General features: G+C 52.0%; 21 protein-coding genes. 16 read left to right on the top strand and 5 right to left on the bottom strand.

Annotated elements, in window-relative coordinates:
• The first annotated feature begins 1 nt into the window (after position 1).
• From secY to EYB48_RS17925, 11 genes are all read left to right on the top strand, one after another.
• Positions 2-1,336: a preprotein translocase subunit SecY gene (gene secY, locus EYB48_RS17975; protein ID WP_162021769.1), complete on the top strand. Its 1,335-nt coding sequence runs from the start codon at positions 2-4 to the stop codon at positions 1,334-1,336.
• A 24-nt stretch (positions 1,337-1,360) separates the two neighbouring features.
• Positions 1,361-1,579, top strand: coding sequence for a translation initiation factor IF-1 (gene infA / locus EYB48_RS17970; RefSeq protein ID WP_005663428.1), 219 nt, complete (start codon positions 1,361-1,363; stop codon positions 1,577-1,579).
• A gap of 32 nt (positions 1,580-1,611) precedes the next feature.
• Positions 1,612-1,725 carry a 50S ribosomal protein L36 gene (rpmJ, locus tag EYB48_RS17965; protein WP_014004415.1) on the top strand — a complete coding sequence of 38 codons (114 nt, stop codon included), beginning with the start codon at positions 1,612-1,614 and terminating at the stop codon, positions 1,723-1,725.
• 27 nt (positions 1,726-1,752) lie between these two features.
• The gene (rpsM, locus tag EYB48_RS17960; protein WP_162021768.1) at positions 1,753-2,118 is read left to right on the top strand and encodes a 30S ribosomal protein S13; all 366 of its coding nucleotides are present in this window, start codon (positions 1,753-1,755) and stop codon (positions 2,116-2,118) included.
• Between the two features lie 31 nt (positions 2,119-2,149).
• Entirely contained in the window at positions 2,150-2,554 is a 405-nt protein-coding gene (rpsK, locus tag EYB48_RS17955) for a 30S ribosomal protein S11 (protein ID WP_110255932.1), read from the top strand.
• 197 nt (positions 2,555-2,751) lie between these two features.
• On the top strand, positions 2,752-3,375 hold the full coding sequence (gene rpsD, locus EYB48_RS17950) for a 30S ribosomal protein S4 (protein ID WP_162021767.1): 624 nt from the start codon (positions 2,752-2,754) through the stop codon (positions 3,373-3,375).
• 104 nt (positions 3,376-3,479) lie between these two features.
• Positions 3,480-4,457: a DNA-directed RNA polymerase subunit alpha gene (locus EYB48_RS17945; protein ID WP_162021766.1), complete on the top strand. Its 978-nt coding sequence runs from the start codon at positions 3,480-3,482 to the stop codon at positions 4,455-4,457.
• Positions 4,458-4,572: 115 nt separating this feature from the next.
• Entirely contained in the window at positions 4,573-4,968 is a 396-nt protein-coding gene (gene rplQ / locus EYB48_RS17940; protein WP_162021765.1) for a 50S ribosomal protein L17, read from the top strand.
• Positions 4,969-5,168: 200 nt separating this feature from the next.
• A complete protein-coding gene (cutA, locus tag EYB48_RS17935; protein WP_162021764.1) occupies positions 5,169-5,525 on the top strand; it encodes a divalent-cation tolerance protein CutA in 357 nt (118 codons plus the stop codon).
• Positions 5,512-7,305, top strand: coding sequence for a protein-disulfide reductase DsbD (dsbD, locus tag EYB48_RS17930; protein ID WP_408058362.1), 1,794 nt, complete (start codon positions 5,512-5,514; stop codon positions 7,303-7,305). Before cutA ends, dsbD begins: the two co-directional genes overlap by 14 nt.
• Before the next feature lie 119 nt (positions 7,306-7,424).
• Entirely contained in the window at positions 7,425-8,063 is a 639-nt protein-coding gene (locus EYB48_RS17925; protein WP_162021762.1) for a peroxiredoxin, read from the top strand.
• 104 nt (positions 8,064-8,167) lie between these two features.
• Here the strand turns inward: EYB48_RS17925 and EYB48_RS17920 are convergent, their stop codons facing one another.
• The 5 genes from EYB48_RS17920 to yihA all read right to left on the bottom strand — a co-directional run bounded on the left by EYB48_RS17920 (position 8,168) and on the right by yihA (position 13,700).
• The gene (locus tag EYB48_RS17920) at positions 8,168-8,704 is read right to left on the bottom strand and encodes a GNAT family N-acetyltransferase (protein ID WP_162021761.1); all 537 of its coding nucleotides are present in this window, start codon (positions 8,702-8,704) and stop codon (positions 8,168-8,170) included.
• Between the two features lie 146 nt (positions 8,705-8,850).
• The gene (sbcB, locus tag EYB48_RS17915) at positions 8,851-10,284 is read right to left on the bottom strand and encodes an exodeoxyribonuclease I (protein WP_162021760.1); all 1,434 of its coding nucleotides are present in this window, start codon (positions 10,282-10,284) and stop codon (positions 8,851-8,853) included.
• A gap of 38 nt (positions 10,285-10,322) precedes the next feature.
• A complete protein-coding gene (locus EYB48_RS17910; RefSeq protein ID WP_162021759.1) occupies positions 10,323-11,426 on the bottom strand; it encodes a magnesium transporter CorA family protein in 1,104 nt (367 codons plus the stop codon).
• 255 nt (positions 11,427-11,681) lie between these two features.
• Positions 11,682-12,701: a porphobilinogen synthase gene (hemB, locus tag EYB48_RS17905; protein ID WP_162021758.1), complete on the bottom strand. Its 1,020-nt coding sequence runs from the start codon at positions 12,699-12,701 to the stop codon at positions 11,682-11,684.
• Positions 12,702-12,917: 216 nt separating this feature from the next.
• Entirely contained in the window at positions 12,918-13,700 is a 783-nt protein-coding gene (gene yihA / locus EYB48_RS17900; protein ID WP_162021757.1) for a ribosome biogenesis GTP-binding protein YihA/YsxC, read from the bottom strand.
• Positions 13,701-13,901: 201 nt separating this feature from the next.
• Between yihA and EYB48_RS17895 the strand changes: the two genes are divergently transcribed.
• The 5 genes from EYB48_RS17895 (at position 13,902) to EYB48_RS17875 (ending at position 20,226) form a co-directional block, all read left to right on the top strand.
• Positions 13,902-14,600 (top strand): c-type cytochrome, encoded by a 699-nt coding sequence (locus EYB48_RS17895; RefSeq protein ID WP_162021756.1) that lies wholly within the window; start codon positions 13,902-13,904, stop codon positions 14,598-14,600.
• Positions 14,601-14,925: 325 nt separating this feature from the next.
• Positions 14,926-17,073, top strand: a complete 2,148-nt coding sequence (locus EYB48_RS17890) for a cytochrome c biogenesis protein ResB (protein WP_162021755.1) — start codon at positions 14,926-14,928, stop codon at positions 17,071-17,073.
• Between the two features lie 88 nt (positions 17,074-17,161).
• Positions 17,162-18,310, top strand: coding sequence for a c-type cytochrome biogenesis protein CcsB (ccsB, locus tag EYB48_RS17885; RefSeq protein WP_408058358.1), 1,149 nt, complete (start codon positions 17,162-17,164; stop codon positions 18,308-18,310).
• A gap of 274 nt (positions 18,311-18,584) precedes the next feature.
• Complete coding sequence (gene msrP / locus EYB48_RS17880) at positions 18,585-19,565, top strand: protein-methionine-sulfoxide reductase catalytic subunit MsrP (protein WP_162021754.1); 981 nt, start codon at positions 18,585-18,587, stop codon at positions 19,563-19,565.
• A 43-nt stretch (positions 19,566-19,608) separates the two neighbouring features.
• Positions 19,609-20,226 (top strand): protein-methionine-sulfoxide reductase heme-binding subunit MsrQ, encoded by a 618-nt coding sequence (locus EYB48_RS17875; protein ID WP_162021753.1) that lies wholly within the window; start codon positions 19,609-19,611, stop codon positions 20,224-20,226.
• Positions 20,227-20,236: the final 10 nt, after the last annotated feature.

Here is a 20,236-nt window from a genome sequence, read left to right as displayed (position 1 = left end):
ATTGGCAACATCTCCACAACAAGCTAAAAGCGCCGCAAGCGGATTCCCATGGGGTCGACTCTGGTTTTTGCTGGCTGCGCTGGTTGTCTACAGGATCGGTGCTCACGTACCGGTCCCGGGTATAGACCCTACTGCATTGGCGGACTTGTTTAAACAAAACCAAGGCGGTATTTTGGGGATGTTTAACATGTTCTCCGGTGGTGCATTGTCACGGTTTACCGTGTTTGCGCTGGGTATCATGCCGTATATTTCGGCATCGATTATCATGCAGTTGATGTCTATTGTTTCTCCGCAACTGGAAGCACTGAAAAAAGAAGGTGAGTCCGGACGCAGAAAAATTACACAATACACTCGGTATGGAACGCTGGTTTTGGCGACACTTCAGGCGTATTTCATTGCGTTTGGATTGGAAGCACAACCCGGTCTGGTGATAGATCCAGGTTTGGCATTCCGTTTTACGACTGTAGTTACGTTGGTAACCGGAACGATGTTCCTGATGTGGTTGGGTGAACAAATTACTGAGCGTGGCTTGGGTAATGGTATTTCTATCATTATTTTTGCCGGTATCGCTGCAGGTTTGCCTGGTGCATTAGGTGGTTTGTTCTCACTGGTTAGCACTGGTGAAATGCATCCTGCTTCGGTCCTGTTAATCTGTGTGATTGCTGCTGCTGTCACGTTCATGGTGGTATTTATTGAGCGCGGTCAGCGTAAGATCCTGGTGAACTATGCAAAACGTCAGGTAGGTAACAAAGTATATGGTGGTCAAAGCAGTCATTTGCCACTGAAGCTGAATATGGCAGGTGTGATTCCTCCTATTTTTGCTTCTTCCATTATTCTGTTTCCTGCGACGATTACCAGCTGGTTTACGAAAGGTGCTGAATCTTCCGGTGGTTTTATTACCTTCCTGAAAGATCTGGCAGCTTCTATGGCGCCGGGTGAACCGATCCACGCCTTGTTGTACGCTGCAGCAATTATTTTCTTCTGCTTCTTCTACACCGCACTGGTGTTCAACAGCAAAGAAACAGCTGACAACCTGAAAAAGAGTGGAGCGTTTGTTCCGGGAATCCGTCCAGGTGACCAGACTGCACGTTACATCGATAAGATCCTGATGCGTCTGACACTGGCCGGTGCGGTTTATATTACGCTGGTTTGTTTGTTACCAGAATTCTTAATCGCCAAATGGAAAGTACCATTTTACTTCGGTGGCACCTCGCTGCTGATTATCGTGGTCGTGACCATGGACTTTATGGCTCAGGTTCAGAATTATGTGATGTCCCAGCAATATGAATCGCTTCTTCGTAAAGCAAATTTCAAGGGCGGGATTCCTTCGCGGTGATTGCCTCGAGGAACAGCAGATCGAATGGCAAAAGACGACGTTATACAGATGCAGGGCGAGATTCTTGAGAATCTTCCGAATGCGACATTTCGAGTTAAGTTGGAAAACGGGCATGTTGTACTAGGCCATATTTCCGGGAAGATGCGAATGAACTACATCCGTATCCTTCCTGGTGATAAGGTGACAGTGGAATTGACGCCTTATGATTTGAGCCGGGCGCGAATAGTGTTCCGTACCAAGTAAATTAAATTGTATTAAAAGGGAAGAGGGCAAAAATGAAAGTTCTCGCATCAGTTAAGCGGATCTGCCGCAACTGCAAAATCATCAAGCGCAAAGGTGTTGTTCGTGTTATCTGCACAGAACCACGCCATAAACAGCGCCAAGGTTAATTAACGTTATTGAACGAGGAATAACGAATGGCACGTATCGCAGGGGTTAATATCCCAAATCATCAGCATACCGTAATCGGCTTGACAGCTATCTATGGTATTGGCCGTCCACGCTCACAGCAAATCTGTGAAGCAACTGGTGTTCTGACCACTAAAAAGGTCAAAGATCTGGACGACAACGAACTCGAAAAGCTTCGCGACGAAATCGGTAAATTCATCGTTGAAGGCGATTTGCGTCGTGAACTGTCCATGAACATCAAGCGTTTGATGGACTTGGGTTGCTATCGTGGCTTGCGTCACCGTAAAGGCTTGCCAGTTCGTGGTCAACGTACACGTACTAACGCACGTACACGTAAAGGCCCACGTAAAGCAGCGCAATCTTTGAAGAAATAATCCAGGCTAGCCCGGATCCAAGGAAAACATTATGGCAAAAGCTCAAAATAACGCGGCAGCAGCACGTGCGCGTAAGAAAGTTAAAAAGAACGTTGCAGAAGGTATTGCTCACGTTCACGCTTCTTTCAACAACACTATCATCACGATCACTGATCGCCAAGGCAACGCGTTGTCTTGGGCAACTGCTGGTGGTGCCGGCTTCAAAGGCTCTCGTAAGTCTACTCCGTTTGCAGCTCAGGTTGCAGCAGAGGCAGCTGGTAAAGTTGCTGTAGAATGCGGTATCAAAAATCTGGAAGTACGTATCAAAGGCCCAGGCCCAGGTCGTGAATCTTCCGTTCGCGCTCTGAACAATCTGGGTATCAAGATCTCCCTGATCCAGGACGTAACACCAGTTCCACATAACGGCTGCCGCCCTCCAAAGCGTCGTCGTATCTAAGCAGCGATATTTGTCGCTGGCATTCTTTCGATTTTTTCGTTAGAATGCAAGCCCGCCATTTTGTTGGCGGGTTTTGTGTTGGGAAATTTTATTTCAGACAATAAGCATGTTGCTTACTGTCTTTAAGACCACTGTCTGATAGCAGGTAGATCAGACTAGCGCAGCCTGTTCTGCGTCAATTATTAAAGGAAATTACTGTGGCACGTTATATCGGACCTAAAGCTAAGTTATCCCGCCGCGAAGGCACGGATCTGTTCCTGAAAAGCGCACGTCGCTCTTTGGACTCCAAGTGCAAATTAGATGCAAAACCAGGTCAACATGGTCGCACTTCCGGTGCTCGTACCTCTGACTTCGGTAACCAATTGCGCGAAAAGCAAAAAGTTAAACGTATGTACGGCGTTCTGGAACGTCAATTCCGCCGCTACTTCGCTGAAGCAGACCGTCAAAAAGGTAACACAGGCGAAACACTGTTGAAATTGCTGGAATCCCGTCTGGACAACGTTGCTTACCGTATGGGCTTCGGCTCCACACGCGCTGAAGCACGTCAGCTGGTGAGCCACAAAGCATTCACAGTCAACGGTATCGTTGTGAACATCGCTTCTTACCAGGTTAAAGCTGGTGACGTAGTTGCTGTTCGTGAAAAAGCGAAAAAACAAGTGCGTATCGTTGAAGCGCTGTCCCTGGCTGAACAGTCCGGCATGCCTTCCTGGGTTGCTGTTGATGCGAAGAAAATGGAAGGTACTTTCAAGTCCATGCCAGATCGCAGCGACATCGCTCACGATGTCAACGAATCCCTGATCGTTGAATTGTATTCTCGTTAATTCTGAGTTTCACTGCCTGCCTGTTTTTCGACAGGCAGGCTTTTTTCTTTAATGCCATCAGCCTTATCGGTGTAACGAACCGAGGGTATTGAAAAGGACATTTCATGCAAAACAATCTGTTGAAGCCACGTATCATTGATGTGGAAATGCTGGGTGCCGGTCACGCTAAAGTGACTATGGAACCGTTTGAACGTGGCTATGGCCACACACTGGGTAATGCGCTGCGTCGCGTACTGCTGTCGACCATGACAGGCTATGCACCGACTGAAGTGACTATCGCTGGTGTGGTTCATGAGTATTCCTCCCTCGATGGCGTTCAGGAAGACGTTGTTGACATCCTGCTCAACTTGAAAGGCGTAGTCTTCAAGTTGCACAACCGTGATGAAGTAACGCTGACATTGAAGAAAGATGGCGAAGGCGCAGTCTTGGCTTCTGACATCGATCTGCCACATGATGTTGAACTGATCAACCCAGATCACGTGATCGCGAATCTGACTGCCGGCGGTAAGCTGGACATGCAGATCAAGGTAGAAAAAGGCCGTGGCTATGTGCCAGGTAACGTACGTCGTCTGTCTGAAGATGCAAACAAGACTATCGGCCGTATGATACTGGACGCGTCTTTCTCTCCAGTGCGTCGTGTTTCCTATGCGGTTGAATCTGCCCGTGTGGAACAGCGTACCGATCTGGACAAACTGGTCATCAATATCGAAACCAATGGCGTGATCTCTCCTGAAGAAGCAATTCGTCAGTCCGCACGCGTACTGGTTGATCAATTGACCGTATTTGCAGCACTGGAAGGCACTGAAGCAGCAGCTGAAGCACCATCCCGCGCACCTGCAGTGGATCCGGTTCTGTTGCGTCCAGTCGATGATCTGGAACTCACAGTCCGTTCCGCAAACTGCCTGAAAGCAGAAAATATTTACTACATTGGTGATCTGATCCAACGTAGCGAAAACGAACTGTTGAAGACACCAAACCTGGGCCGCAAATCTTTGAACGAAATCAAAGAAGTACTGGCATCCCGTGGCCTGTCTTTGGGCATGAAGCTGGAAAACTGGCCACCTGCTGGCCTGGAAAAATAATTTATCCCGATGAACGGTTCTATCCAGACCGTTCATTTTTTAACGTCGTAAATAATTACCGGCCCGCGACTGATGTCGATAGAAGAGCTGGCATTGAAATCTGAAAGGAAATACCATGCGTCACCGTCACGGCTTACGTAAGCTGAATCGTACCTCTTCCCACCGTCTGGCTATGCTGCGCAACATGACAGTATCCCTGCTGCGTCATGAAGCCATCAAAACAACTCTGCCAAAAGCAAAAGAATTGCGCCGCGTTGTAGAGCCTATCCTGACTCTGGGTAAAACTGACACACTGGCTAACAAACGTCTGGCATTTGCCCGTTTGCGCGATCGTGAAATCGTTCAGAAGCTGTTTGCTGAACTGGGCCCACGTTACGCAACACGTAACGGCGGCTACCTGCGCATCCTGAAAATGGGTTTCCGCGTTGGCGACAATGCACCTATGGCTTACGTTGAACTGGTAGATCGTCCAGAAACAACTGAAGTTGCAGACGCTCCTGTAGCAGAATAACCCGGAAGTTCGCTTCCTTATGCAAAGAAAACCGCTCAATCTGAGCGGTTTTTTTTCGTCTGTTTTCATCTTTAATTTGTGCGTCAGCCTTCGCTGGGCTACAGACTATGCAAAGCGCACTAGGCCATTACGGATTAACTGCGCGTAGCTAAGCCACACTTGTTACAATACCGGACTTCTTTCTTCCCTATGGTGCTGACATGTCGATTCAGACCACATCAGTTTTGTTGGTGATGACGAATTGCCCGGATCGCGCCAGCGCTTTACGTATCGCGCAGGCTTTGCTGGAAAAAAGCCTGGTTGCTTGCGTGAACGTTTATCCGGAAATGCTGTCACTGTACAACTGGCAGGGAGAACAGGAACAAGCCCCGGAAGTGGCTTTGCATTTGAAAACCAGGGCTGAACTCTATCCTCAGCTGGAACAGGCGATCATCGCGCTGCACCCTTATCAAGTACCGGAAATCATCGCCATCCCCGTCGTTCAGGGCTTACCCGCCTATCTGGATTGGGTACAGGCAGAAACAGGAAATAATCACTATGCGTATGACAAGCAGTAACTTCTCTTTGCCCGCGTTCTGGCGGGTCCTGCAGGCAGCCATGATGGCTTTGCTATTGAGCTGGCTACAACCAGCGATGGCAGAAGATTTTCTTGATCCTGAAGTCGCATTTAAGGTCAATGCAGTCATGGTTGAGCCCGGTGTAGCTGAAGTCACCTTCACCATCGCCGATGGCTATTATCTGTACCGCGAGCGTCTGAAATTCAGTTCTGAGCAAGCGAAGCTGGGCGAGCCTGTGCTGCCTAAGGGCAAAGTCAAATTTGACGAAACCTTTAACAAAGAAGTGGAAACCTATCGCGAAAAGCTGGTGGTACGGATTCCGGTGCAGGCTGATAAGGATTTCGTGCTGAAGGTCGCACGTCAGGGTTGCGCGGATCTGGGTTTATGCTATCCACCGATGGAGAGTGAGTTCCCACTCAGCGTCAGCGCCAGTACGAATGCGGCCTCTGCCAATGTGGCTGCAGGCTCAGCATCGTCAAAAGCCGGTGCAGCTGCTGCGACAGATAACGAGAGCAGCAGCATCAGCGCTGCTTTGAAGAGTGGCAAGCTGGTGGTGATTCTGCCGCTGTTTTTCATACTCGGCCTTGGACTGTCGCTGACGCCTTGTGTGCTGCCTATGGTGCCTATTCTGTCTTTCATCATCGTCGGTGAAGGTGCGGGTGTGAGTCGTATGCGCGGCTTCCTGCTGTCGCTGGCCTATGTGCTTGGGATGTCGCTGGTCTACACCGGCATGGGCGTCGCAGCTGGTCTGGCTGGCGAAGGCTTGGCGGCGACTTTGCAAAATCCTTGGGTGCTGGGTGCGTTCTCTGCGCTAATGGTGTTGCTGGCCTTGTCCATGTTCAATGTCTATCAATTGCAGATGCCTGCGGCCTTGCAGACGCGCCTGACCCAGGTGTCTGAAGGCCAGCGCAACAGCAAGGCAGGCAAGCTGATCGGCGTATTCCTGATGGGCGCGATTTCTGCCCTGATCGTCGGTCCTTGCGTGACTGGCCCGCTGATCGGCGCGCTGGTCTACATCAGCCAGACCCGTGACGTCTTAGTCGGTGGTGCGGCGATGTTTGCGATCGCCATTGGTATGGGTGTGCCTTTGCTGTTAATCGGTATTTCAGCCGGTAGCCTGTTACCAAGAACCGGTATGTGGATGGAATACATCAAGCGCTTCTTTGGTGTGCTGATGTTGGGCATGGCCTTGTGGATGATTTCTCCTGTGATTCCGGCCTGGTTGCAAATGACGGGCTGGGCGCTGTTATTGCTGGCTTATGCGGCTTATCTGCTGTGGATACAGCGTTCGGGCCTGTTAGCGAAAGCTTTTGGCCTGCTGTTCGGTTTGCTGGGCGCAATCCAGCTGGTGGGTGTGGTGACCGGCGGGCGCGATGTGTATGCGCCGCTGGCACACTTGCTGGGTACTCAGGTACACGGCGCCAGTTTTCAGCGCGTCAGAACAGTGGCTGAACTCGATGCCGCGCTGGCGCAAAACAAAGGCAAGACTGCGATGCTGGATTTTTATGCAGACTGGTGCGTGTCTTGTAAAGAAATGGAAAAGCTGACCTTCACCGATCCAGCCGTCAAAGCGAAGATGGAAGCGATGCTGTTATTGCAGGTAGACGTGACTGCGAATAACGAGGATGATAAGGCACTGCTCAAGCGCTTTGGTCTGTTTGGTCCGCCGGGTATCATCTTCTTCAATCAACAGGCGCAAGAGATCGCGGGCAGCCGTGTGGTCGGCTATCAGAATGCAGAGAAATTCCTGCAATCGCTGAGCAAAAACGATCAGCCTTAAGCGCTGGCTGGGCACTGAGATGCTTATAACTGTTTATATATAAGCATCTCACTTATCTGTACTTGAATGCGCGGCCTCACCAGTTTTATAGTGCAGTCTTGGTTCTTATGGAGAAAAACATGACTTTACGTTTAGGCGATATTGCACCGGATTTTGAGCAGGATTCCTCGGTTGGTCCTCTGAAGTTTCATGAGTGGGCCGGTAATTCATGGGTGGTGCTGTTTTCCCATCCTGCCGATTTCACACCAGTCTGCACCACCGAGCTGGGTCTGACGGCCAAGCTGAAACCGGAATTTGATAAACGCAATGTCAAGGCCATCGCCTTGTCCGTTGATGGCGCGCAATCGCATCTGGACTGGATTAAAGATATCGAAGAAACCCAGAACACTGTAGTGGGCTTCCCTATCATCGCCGATGCAGATCGTAAGGTCGCCGCGCTGTTTGACATGATACATCCTAACCAGTCCGAGACCGTGACGGTACGTTCGCTGTTCATCATCGATCCAAACAAAAAAGTCCGCCTGATCATCACCTATCCACTCACCACTGGTCGTAACTTTGATGAAGTGCTGCGCGTGATCGACGCACTGCAACTGACCGATGGCTATACCGTCGCTACACCAGGCAACTGGCGCGATGGAGACGACGTGATTATTCCTTTGTCGATCAAAGATGAAGAAGTGATCAAACAAAAATATCCGAAAGGCTATCAGGCACCGAAGCCTTATCTGCGCATTACACCGCAGCCGAATAAATAAGCGCTGCCCATGCTAACAGTGAAAAACCCCGGTCTTTGCACCGGGGTTTTTTGTTTGTGAAATTTGGGTTGCTACAGTTCAGGGCACGGAGCTTGACACCCTGATCAGACACCCTGTAAAGCTTCCCATTCGCTGCGTAACAAGGCATACATCCTGACATCGACAAAGCGTCCGCGGTTGTAGCCAGCACCACGTGCTGTTCCTTCAAATTGAAAGCCGTTTTTGATCGCGACTTTTTCTGAGCCGGTATTGCCAGCTTCCATATGAATTTCCAGGCGGTTCAGCAAAGTGGTCTCAAACAGATAGCGCGTGAGCAGCGCAACTGCTTCGCTCATGATGCCTTTGCCATGGAAGGCGGTAGAAAACAGGGAGTAACCGATTTCACGTGACTGAAAGTAAGGCACTGTTTTGAAATGAAACACCCGGCCCAGTATCTGTTCATCATCACCGATGATCAGAAAGTATTCCATGTTTTCTTTAGAGCTGTGCTGCTCCTCAAAGCGTTTTTCTAGCTGACCCGGCAGCATCAGTTCGGTCGGCAGCCAGGGGCCGCGTGCGTCCAGATCATTGAGTAAGTGGATGAGTTGCGGAATTTCTTCTTTTTTAGGGTGACGCAAATAAAAGCAGCTGCCGCGTAGCATGGTGTCTCCTTCAAATCAAAAGTATAGACTGAATGAATATGCGCCTTCCCAATCGAAATGGCTTGGAAAGGCGCATGAATACTCAGTCTTGCAATTTACATTTAAGCTAAATCAGCGCAACTCAGCTTAGCTCAGCACAGCTCAGCTCAGCGCATAGGCGTGATGTGCTCGGCGTAGTCATACAAAGCGCCGAGGATTTCTTCGGTACGCTCATCGGCCTCTTCAGACAAGGCATCGATGCGTTCAAAGAAAGCGTCGACGGTCATGGCCTGGCCAGCGCCATCGTGTAAGCGTGCGGCGCGGTGCTCTTCCCAGGCCAGGCTTTCTTCCTGGCTCAGACTATCGGGGAAATTACGGGCACGATAGCGGAACAATAATTCTTCCAGACGTTTGTCCTGAAATGCCAGCGAACGCTGTGCGATTTCTTCGCCGGATAATGCGCGTAGCTGATTCAAAAGCTTGCGGTCAGCCGCACCGATAAAGCCATTGTATAAATCCTCGTCCACATCATTGGCAGCGCTTTGCGGACGATCAAATACGGCTTCCCAGATCGCCTGCATATCGGGTGCGGCGGCCGCCAGTTCGGCATGCGCCAGGATGCTGCTCATATCGATACCCCAATGTGCGGCGCGTTCTGCACTCAGGGTGTTGAGCTTGCTGATCACAATGGGCGACTTATTGATGTGGATGGTTTTCAGTGGCAAGCGACTTACGCCTTCCGGCAATTCGCTGGCCTTGCTGAACATTCTCAGTTGTATCTGTTCTGCCGACAGCTGGAATAATTCAGTCGGATCTGCCTGTAAATCCCAGACGATGATTTCGTTTTTATTGGTGGGATGCATAGCCAGTGGCCACACCACGCTGATGCAGCCGCGTTCGGCCGGGATCATGCCACTCACATGCAGCAGCGGGCGGCGCTGTGGCCAGCCTATTTCTTCCATCACTCTTTCTTTTTTACGCAGACCGAGGCAGAAGTCAAACAGACGCGGATTATTTTGTTTGACTAAACGGGCCATCGCGATGGTCGCGCGCACATCGGACAAGGCGTCATGTGCGGCTGTATGCGCGATGCCATTGGCCTTGGTCAGATGCTCCAGCCGGAAGCTGGGTTTGCCGTCTTCATGTTGCGGCCACTGTATGCCGTCGGGGCGCAGCGCATAGGCGGTGCGTACCACATCGAGCAAGTCCCAGCGGCTGCAATTGTTTTGCCACTCGCGTGCATAAGGATCGATCAAATTGCGCCAGAACAGAAAACGCGTGACTTCATCATCAAAGCGTATCGTGTTGTAACCCACACCGATGGTGCCGCTTTGGGCGAAGGCAGCTTCTATCTGCTGCGCGAATTCATGTTCAGGTATGCCGTGTTCCAGACAGGTTTGCGGCGTGATACCGGTAATCAGGCAAGAGACCGGGTCTGGCAAAAAGTCGGGCGCAGGCTGGCAATACAGCATCAGCGCTTCGCCGGTTTCATTCAGCTCGGCATCAGTGCGTATCGCCGCGAATTGCGCCGGACGGTCGCGGCGCGGCACGGCGCCAAAGGTTTCATAGTCGTGCCAGAGAAAACTTAATTCTTGATTCATAAGTAGTGTTTACTTTCTTGGAGCTGACGCCAACATGGTCAGCGTCGTTCCCGCAATTGATCTTCCAGATAGCGCTGGCGGCGGAAGACTAACAACAGCACCACCACGATCAGCAGCATCGCGCCCATCGTGATCCAGAATCCCATTTTGTCCTTCAATAAGGGCATCACTTCGAAGTTCATACCGAAGATGCCGGTGATCAGGGTCAGTGGCATAAACAGCGCCGTGATCACCGTCAGGGTGCGCATGATTTCGCTGGTACGGTGCGCCATCGCAGAAAAATGAATTTGCACCGCCGATTCCAGTGAAGCTTCGAGTCGCCGTGCATGATTCAGCACGCGGCTGATATGTTCCATCACATCATTGGTGCGCACCAGCAGTAAGTCTTTGGCGCGGCCCTGATCATCGGCTTGCCCGTCATGCGTATCGACGATGTGATCACGCAGTTCTTGCAAGGCATCGCGCTGTTCTTCGCACAGATTATCGAGCTTACGTAATTCCAGACGCGAGTCGAGCAAAGCCATCCAGTTATTGAACGGACGGCGCGGGTCCAGCAGCGCATGCTGCCAGCGGTCGAGTTGTTGTGTCAGTGGCTGACGTAATTCCAGATACTGATCCACCATCGCGTTCAGTAAGCGCAGCATCAGGTCTTCCGGTGAGGCAGGCAAACGACTCGCATGCGGATTGCCTTCCGATTTTCCTTTGTAGTTCAACAGCTTTTGTCTGGCATTTTCTATCGTGCGGCTATTGGCCGCGCGCACCGTCAGCAAAGCATTCCCCAGCAAGAAAAATGCGACCGGCACCGTCGCCAGCTTATTCAGTGCGGCGGGGATTTTACGCTTGAAGGGCTCGCCATTTTCCTGACACAGCGCGGAATCAGGCTGCAGAGCCAGCTTGCGGAACACCACCATTTCATAATCATGGGTGCTGTCGAAATACGAGGGATGACTCAGATTGACGGCGTCGGTCAGATGCAGATCGTAAATGTGCACGCTGGTGAGCGCCTCGATGCGGCTGCGCCAGGCTTCCGGATCAGCACTGACTTCATCGTGCGTGGAGTCTATCCACAGATAGCAGTTGCCTGCCGGTGTGCAGTCCGGATTCAGCGTGACCTGATGATCATTAATGTGAAAAATATCCATATCTGGCAGAGAGGAAGCAGAAAAGCAGCACCACAGAAGGATAACAGCGCTGCGCCAGCCGTCAGTATCGCGGTAAGGAGGCGGCTTGGCAAATGCAGCGCAGTGCTGCATCGGAAAGCTTGCTTTGCGCTCGAGGAAGGGAAGGTCAGCAGCACGGCTGCTGACCAGCATCGGTCTGATTTGTGCAGGACCTAAATCAGATTAAAATCAGACCTGAAATCAGACCTGAAATCAGACCTGAAATCAGACCTGAAATCAGGCTTGTTTTAGCAGACGCGCGATGTCACGTGCAAAGTAGGTCAGCACGCCATCGGCACCCGCGCGTTTAAATGCGAGCATGGCTTCCATCATGGTTTTATCGTGATCCAGCCAGCCGTTCTGGGCTGCCGCCTTAATCATCGCGTATTCACCACTGACCTGATAGGCAAAGGTTGGCACCTGAAATTCATTTTTGACGCGACGTACGATGTCCAGATAAGGCATACCCGGTTTCACCATCACCATGTCTGCGCCTTCAGCCAGGTCCAGTGCGACTTCACGCAATGCTTCATCGCTGTTGGCCGGGTCCATCTGGTAATTGGCCTTATTGCTCTTGCCCAGATTTGCAGCAGAACCGACTGCATCGCGGAAGGGACCGTAAAACGCAGACGCATACTTGGCGGAGTACGCCATGATGCGGGTATGGATGTAGCCCGCTTCTTCCAGTGCACAGCGGATCGCGCCTACGCGGCCATCCATCATATCGCTGGGCGCGACCACATCGGCACCGGCTGCAGCATGTGTCAGCGCCTGACGCACCAGCATGGCCGTGGTGACATCATTAAGCACATAGCCATTGTCATCAATCAGGCCATCCTGGCCGTGGCTGGTGTAAGGATCAAGCGCCACGTCAGTCAGGATACCAAGCTCAGGATGCGCCGCTTTCAACGCACGTACAGCGCGCGGAATCAGACCATCCGGATTAGTCGCTTCTATGCCGTCCGGTGTTTTGAGCGAGGCATCGATAGCTGGGAACAGCGCCAGTACCGGTATGCCCAGTTGTACGCAGTCAGCAGCGACTTCTAACAGGTAATCGATGGAGACCCGCTCTACGCCGGGCATGGAGGCGACCGGCTGGCGCTGTTGTGCGCCATCGACCACAAACACAGGATAAATCAGGTCAGCGCTGGTGACGGTGTTTTCACGCATCAGCGCGCGCGAAAACGCATCCTTGCGCATACGGCGCATACGGGCAGCGGGAAAAGCGGAGGGCAGGGCAGAATTTTTGATTGACATGGTGAGATAAATTTTTAGGCTGGTCAACGAAACTTTTCAGAGATACATGCATCATAAGCTACAGGTTGGAGCGTACTCCATGCCTACCGCTTCTCCTCCCTGAGCGGGACACCATTCGTCCCTATTCGAACTGGTGTTACTTTCCCCGGCAACATAGCATGATGCCGGGGATTTTTTTTAGCGGAGCGCTGCAAAACCGCGCGCCTGGCGCCTCACTCAGACCGGATTGGCGTCGCCGTCCGGCAGCGCTGCATGGCCAGCGGCAGCAACAGTATCAACATCTGCATCAGCAGTAGAATCAGTGTCAGCATTGTCGGCTACTGCGGCAGGCAGTTCTTGATCCAGCCCAAGCAATGCGCGCACAGTGGCATCCGCTTCTTCGATACCAATCCGTTTTAAGGCTGAGAATAACTGTACGCTATACGGGAACAGCGGACCCTGGTCATCCTTGTAGCGCTCCAGCACCGTTTTGGCATGACGCAAGGCATTGGCGGATTCATTATTGTTGAGCTTATCGGCCTTGGTCAGGATGCAGTGTATCGGGCGACCGCTAGGTGCAAACCATTCCAGCATCTGTATGTCGAGATCGGTGAACGGACGGCGTGCATCCATGATCAGCACCAGCGCAGCGAGCTGGGTGCGGCGCTGCACATACGCACCGAGCAATTGGTTCCAGTGATTTTTGGCTGCGCCAGGAACTTCCGCATAGCCATATCCAGGCAAATCGACCAGCATGGCGCGGATCTCATCGACCTTGGTTTCATCCTTGCGATGCATCGCAACGTGGGCGCCACCGATGGAAAAGTAATTAATGTGCTGGGTTCGTCCCGGAGTCTTTGATGCAAAACAAAGCTTCTTCTGGTTGCATAGTGTATTAATAGCGGTCGACTTGCCGGCGTTGGAACGGCCTGCGAATGCGATTTCCGGAACATGGGTCCGCGGCAGATCTCGTAAATGATTGACCGTGGTAAAAAAGCGGGCTTGCCAGAGGATAGACATAAAGGAAAGGAAAAGTGGAAAAATGCAACAGTTGGCCGTTATAACGCCTGAAAGCTATTGTACAATAAGGGGTTAGGTAATGGGCAGCGCTATCTTTTTCCGTGCCTACTCTGGTTGCTGTTTCTCTCTTTTCCGCAGCAGCTTCGCAGCTACGTGTCGCCAACAGGGCAGATTTCTATTATTTAGTCTCAGGGTGTATGAATGAAACGTGCTTACTTACCAGTTATGAAGTCTCTTGGCATGGCCGTACTGGCTTTGTCCTCCCTCACTTCAGTCGCGTATGCGAATCAGGAAGCGAAGCCTGCTAAAGCGGATGCAGCCAAAGGCGAAGCGCTGTACAAAAACGGTGATGCGGCACGCGGTATCGTTGCCTGCGCCTCCTGCCATGGTGAAGCCGGAAATTCCACCATCAGTGTGAATCCGAAATTAGCTGCCCAGCATGATGCCTATCTGGTCAAACAACTCACTGAGTTCGCCAGCGGTGCGCGTAATAATGCGACCATGACCGCATTTGCCAAAAGTCTCACGGCTGACGACATGAAGAATGTCGCGGTCTATCTGAATGCACAAAAATCTGCACCAGGCGCGGCGAAAAATAAAGATATCGTCGAACTCGGCAAACAAATTTACCGTGGTGGTATCGCTGAGAAAAACGTTCCAGCCTGTGCCGGTTGCCACAGCCCGAACGGTGCCGGTATTCCAGCCCAGTTCCCGCGTATCGCCGGACAGCATCAGGATTACACACTGGCGCAATTACAGGCTTTCTACAATGGCTCCCGTAAAGATGGCGCAAAGATTCAGGGTTCACGCGTCAACAGTGTGCAGATGACAACGATAGCGAAGTCTATGTCTGAAGATGAAATGCGCGCAGTCGCTGATTACATCGCCGGACTGAAATAATACCGGATGGACTTAAAGCCGCCCCAGCGGTGTGATGGCAGCTTGTTCTGCCTGAGCAGCCAGTTCAGGATTGACGGCTAGTCGCCATGCATGACCGGGACAGTTCTGGCAGTTCCGGATGCCTGAAAAACGGCTGACTTGAAGGAATGATGAAGGGGGTGGCGCGCAGCCATCCCCTTTTTTTTTGATCAGGTGCCGGCCGTCACGCGCTTGCAGCTCAGCGCATCAGACTGGGTGCCACTTCAGTGAGCCGAATATGCTCAGGCCGGGCGCATCAGGCGGGATGTACAGTACCTGAGCTCTGTAGAATTTTCATCGGAACAGTATGGACAATAAGTTGGATTTTGAAAGCCCCACCGATACCGGCGGGATACAGCTGCGCACACGACAGGCCTGGCTGGCTGACAGTGTGGAATTGCTGTCCTCTATGCGTTTTGCCATCAGTATTCTGGTGCTGATTGCAATCGGTGCGGTAATAGGCACCGTGCTCAAACAGAATGAACCCATGCCGAACTATGTGAACCAGTTCGGTCCTTTCTGGTATGAGGTGCTGGATAAATTCGGCCTGTATTCGGTGTACTCCGCCTGGTGGTTTTTGTTCATGGTTGGCCTGTTGGTGGTATCGACCAGCCTGTGTGTGATCCGCAATGCGCCCAAGATGCTGAAGGATATGCGCAGCTGGCGCGACAATGTACGCGAGCAATCACTGAGGAATTTCCATCACCGTGGTGAATGGACTTCGGCGCAGCAGCCAGCTACGGTGCGGCAGCACGCGCAGCAATTATTAGCCAGCCTCGGTTATCAGCAAAAGCTGGTCGCGAAAGATGGCGCCACACTGATCGCCGCGCGTCAGGGCGCCGCTAATAAATGGGGTTATATCCTCGCGCATTCAGCTATCGTCGTGATCGTACTGGGGGCGATGCTGGACTCAGAATTACCTATCCGTTTGCAACGCTGGTTTGGTGGCAAAGTGCCCTATGAAGGTGCCGGTATTATCGCTAACATTCCTCAGCAACATCGCCTGCCATTGGGGAATCCCAGTTTCCGTGGTAATTCACTGATACCGGAAGGCAGCAGCAGTAATACCGCCATCATTACCCAGGCTAGCGGCGTGCTGATTCAGGACCTGCCTTTCACGCTGCAGCTAAAAAAATTCCATATCGATTTTTACAGCAGCGGTATGCCTAAACTGTTCGCCAGTGATGTGATACTGACCGACCATGAAACCGGTAAAAAAACCGAAGCCACCATTAAGGTCAATCAACCCTTAATTTATCAGGGTATCGCGGTCTATCAGTCCAGTTTTGAAGATGGTGGCAGCCGCTTGCAATTGCAGACTTATGCGATGACGGGTGATAGCGCAGCGGGTACTGGCCTGAAAGGCGAAGTCGGTGGCAGCACGCAACTGACCGCCGCAGACCAGCAGAGTTACAGCATAGAATGGACGGGATTCCGGCCCTTTAATGTTGAGAATATGGCGAAGAATGGCACGGATGTACGTGCGGTTGATACGAATAAGAGTTTCAATGAGCGGTTGAGTGCGGATCTGAGTAAGCAATTGGGTTCTGCCGCCAAAAACGTCAATACCAAAGAATTCAAAAACGTCGGTCCCAGCTTCCAGTACAAGCTGCGCGATAAGACTGGTCAGGCTAAAGAATTCATGAATTACATGCAGCCCATGCTGATTGATGGCGATTACATGATACTGAGCGGGGTGCGCGAATCAGCTGCCGATGGCTTTCGTTTTCTGCGCATACCGGCGGATGAGAATGATAGTGTGACGGAATGGATGCGTTTGCGCGCGGCCTTACACAATAAGGCCTTGCGTGAAAAAGCCGCCGATCGCTTTGCCGCCGGCGCCTTACCGGCGAGCATGGCCAACTCTGGCGATATGCGCCAGCAGATCCAGGCCTCAGCGGCCAACAGCCTGGCGATTTTTGCGGGGAATGGACAGGATGCCGGTTTTGTTGCGATCTCGCGCTATCTGGAACAAAAGATACCGGCGGCTGATCAGGCCAAAGCAGCAGATGTGATGATTAAGATACTCAATGGCAGCTTATGGAATTTATGGATGCTGGCCAGGGAGCAGGACGGTTTGCCCGCATTGGAAATGACAGAAAAGCATGCGCGCTTCCTGCAACTGGCGACCACTGCCTTGTCGGATGCGGCCTTTTATCATGCACCTGTGTATTTGCAACTGCGTGGGTTTGAAGAGGTGAAAGCATCGGTATTACAAATTACCCGTTCACCGGGTAAGAATGTGGTGTATTTTGGTTGCCTGTTGCTGGTACTCGGTGTTTTTGCCATGTTCTACATCCGTGAGCGTCGCCTGTGGATCTGGCTCAAAGCGGATGGGCAGGGATCACATATACTGATGGCCATGAGTTCACAACGTAAGACCCTGGATTTTGAAAAGGAATTTGCCCAGCTCAGCCAGGGACTGGCCGCAATCGCACAGGAAGCCAAACCGTGAGTGCCGGGCGCACAGAACGCACTGAACACACAGGACACAGATTATTTACACTGATGCGCATAATTCGCTTCAGGCCGGAGGCATAAAAATGATGGAAATGACACAGAACTACCAGACCCAGCAGAGCTTTTTCAAGCGCCTGAGCATTGTCGACTGGGCGTATGCAGCGGCCTTGTGCGCCGCATCGCTGTTTGCTTTGTCGCGTTTCGGGTCCTTTATGGATATCTACGAAAAAGCGATTTTGCTGCTGGCAGCACCGACCTTTGCCTGGCTGGGCTGGCGCTGGAAACCGGTACGGCCCCTGATGCTGATACTGGCACTGTTGAGTTTGTCAGCCACCAGCCTGTATGCCGGCAATCTGGAGCTGGCGAATCAAAAATTTTTCCTCAAATATCTGCTGTCCAGCCAGTCTGCGATACTGTGGATGAGTACGCTGTTTTTTCTGGCTACCCTGTTTTACTGGGGCGGGCTGATACTGCGTTCAGATTTCGGTTCTTCGGTTGGCTCCATACTGTGCTGGGCCGCCGTGGTGATGGGCTTTACCGGCATGCTGGTGCGTTGGTATGAGTCGTATCTGGTTGGTGCTGATATCGGCCATATCCCGGTATCGAATCTGTACGAAGTATTCGTGTTGTTTGCGCTGATTACGGCTCTGTTCTACCTCTACTACGAGCAGCAATATGCGACGCGTGCGCTCGGTGCTTTTGTGCTGCTGGTGATTTCTGCCGCAGTCGGTTTTCTGCTGTGGTATTCGGTCAGCCGTGATGCGGCAGAAATCCAGCCGCTGGTTCCGGCGCTGCAAAGCTGGTGGATGAAAATTCATGTACCTGCCAACTTCATTGGTTACGGCACCTTTGCGCTGGCGGCCATGGTGGCGGTCGCCTATCTGTTAAAGTCCAAAGGCTGGCTGGCAGACCGTTTGCCCGCGCTGGAATTGTTGGATGATGTGATGTACAAGGCGATCGCGGTTGGCTTTGCCTTTTTCACCATTGCCACTATTCTCGGCGCTTTATGGGCCGCAGAAGCCTGGGGTGGTTATTGGTCCTGGGACCCGAAAGAGACCTGGGCCCTGATCGTCTGGCTGAATTACGCTGCCTGGCTGCATATGCGTTTGATGAAGGGATTGCGCGGTCAGGTCGCCGCCTGGTGGGCCTTACTGGGCTTGCTGATCACCAGCTTTGCTTTCCTGGGCGTGAATATGTTCCTGTCCGGCTTGCATTCCTACGGTACGCTCTGAATCCGGCAAGACGCTTAGCATTCATCTTAAAAAAGCCATGCATGCATGGCTTTTTTATTTGGCTTGTGGCCCCCAACAGCGTGGCTGACGGGATGATGTACTTTAGCCAGCTCCTTGGCTTTCTTACGGTTCGTTTGTTCAGTTTTGTAAGGTTCTGCGAGAATTCCCGACTCATGAGAGACTAGCGCCTTCGCTGCACGGGATCTGACTCAAAAACTGCTGCAGCAACTGGCGTTAAGCACAGCTTATCCATCTACGCTCACAGGAGTGAATCATGATCATACAACGCGCGGCCAATGGCCTGGATCTGCCTTATTCTTCAGAAATCACGCCACGTGCCGTGTTTGAAGAGCGGCGTCAGTTTATCCGCCAGCTCGCGCTGGGCTCTGTGGCTGGCAGCGCTTTGTGGGAAATGGCGAACCGCGAGGCGCATGCGCAAACCGCATCTGCGCAGAAGCTGGTCGCCAGCCCGAATCCGGCCTATGCAATACTGGATAAAAAGACCTCGCAGAAAGATGCGACCACCTACAATAATTTTTACGAATTCGGTACCGATAAATCTGAGCCTGCCATCATGGCAGGCAGCCTGAAGACGCGGCCCTGGACGGTCAGCATAGAGGGCGAAGTTAAAAAGCCCTTTGTACTCGATATCGACAGTCTGCTTAAGCTGGCGACGCTGGAAGAGCGTATTTACCGTTTCCGCTGCGTGGAAGGCTGGTCTATGGTGGTGCCATGGATAGGGTATTCGCTATCGCATCTGATCAAAAAAGCCGAACCCACCGGCAATGCCAAGTACATAGAATTCGTGACCCTGGATGATAAAAAGCAGATGCCCGGTGTGCGCTCACCCGTGCTGGACTGGCCTTACACCGAGGGCTTGCGGCTGGATGAAGCAGCACATCCGCTGGCGCTGCTGACCTTCGGCATGTATGGCGAGGTGTTACCGAATCAGAATGGTGCGCCGGTGCGTATGGTACTGCCGTGGAAGTATGGCTTTAAGTCGGTCAAATCTATCGTCAAAATCCGTTTTACCAAAGAGCAGCCAGCCACGGCCTGGAATAAAACAGCGCCGCGCGAATATGGCTTTTATTCGAACGTGAATCCCGAGGTCGATCATCCGCGCTGGTCGCAGGCGTCTGAACGCCGCATCGGTGAAGACGGTTTATTTGCCCGCAAACGCAAGACCCTGATGTTCAATGGCTATCCTGAAGTGGCATCTTTGTATACCGGGATGGATTTGAAAAAATTCTATTGAATCCAGGCTGTTGCCACCCTCGCTGATAGCACATTCGCTGACTATGAATCTGACTGCACCGCAATTAAGCCGCTTAAAAGTAGTGGTGTTTCTGCTTGCCTTAATCCCGTTTGCTCACATGCTGAGTGGCTTGCTGATGGAGCGACTGGGCGCTAATCCGCTGGAATATCTGACCCGTTACAGCGGCGACTGGGCCTTGTATTTTCTGATGATGACACTCGCAGTCACACCGCTGCGTAAATTGCTGCAACAGCCGTGGTTATTGCGTTTCAGACGCATGCTGGGTCTGTACACGTTTTTCTATGCGGCCCTGCATTTTCTGATGTTCTTTTGGTTCGATCATTTTTTCGATTTGCAGGAGATGTGGACGGATGTACTCAAACGTCCGTTTATTGCGGTCGGGCTGATTGCCTTCTGTGCTTTGCTGCCTTTGGCTGTGACCAGCCACAACGGCATGATCAGGCGCATGGGCGGCAAAGCCTGGCAACGCCTGCATCAGTTGATTTATGTGATTGCGCCTCTGACCGTGCTGCATTACTACTGGATGAAAGCCGGTAAGCATGACTTAACCCGGCCTTACCTGTTTGCGTCGCTGGTGGCCGCCTTGCTGCTGTACCGCGTCGTTATCAAGTGGCGCGAACGCGCTGAACGTCACACTTAATGATGGTGTA

It is taken from the genome of Cognatundibacterium crateris, assembly GCF_010078235.1.
Taxonomy (GTDB): Bacteria; Pseudomonadota; Gammaproteobacteria; order Burkholderiales; family Burkholderiaceae_D; genus Undibacterium; species Undibacterium crateris.
The sequence above is the reverse complement of the archived record's forward strand: the minus strand, read 5'-3'. Positions and strand labels throughout refer to the sequence as shown.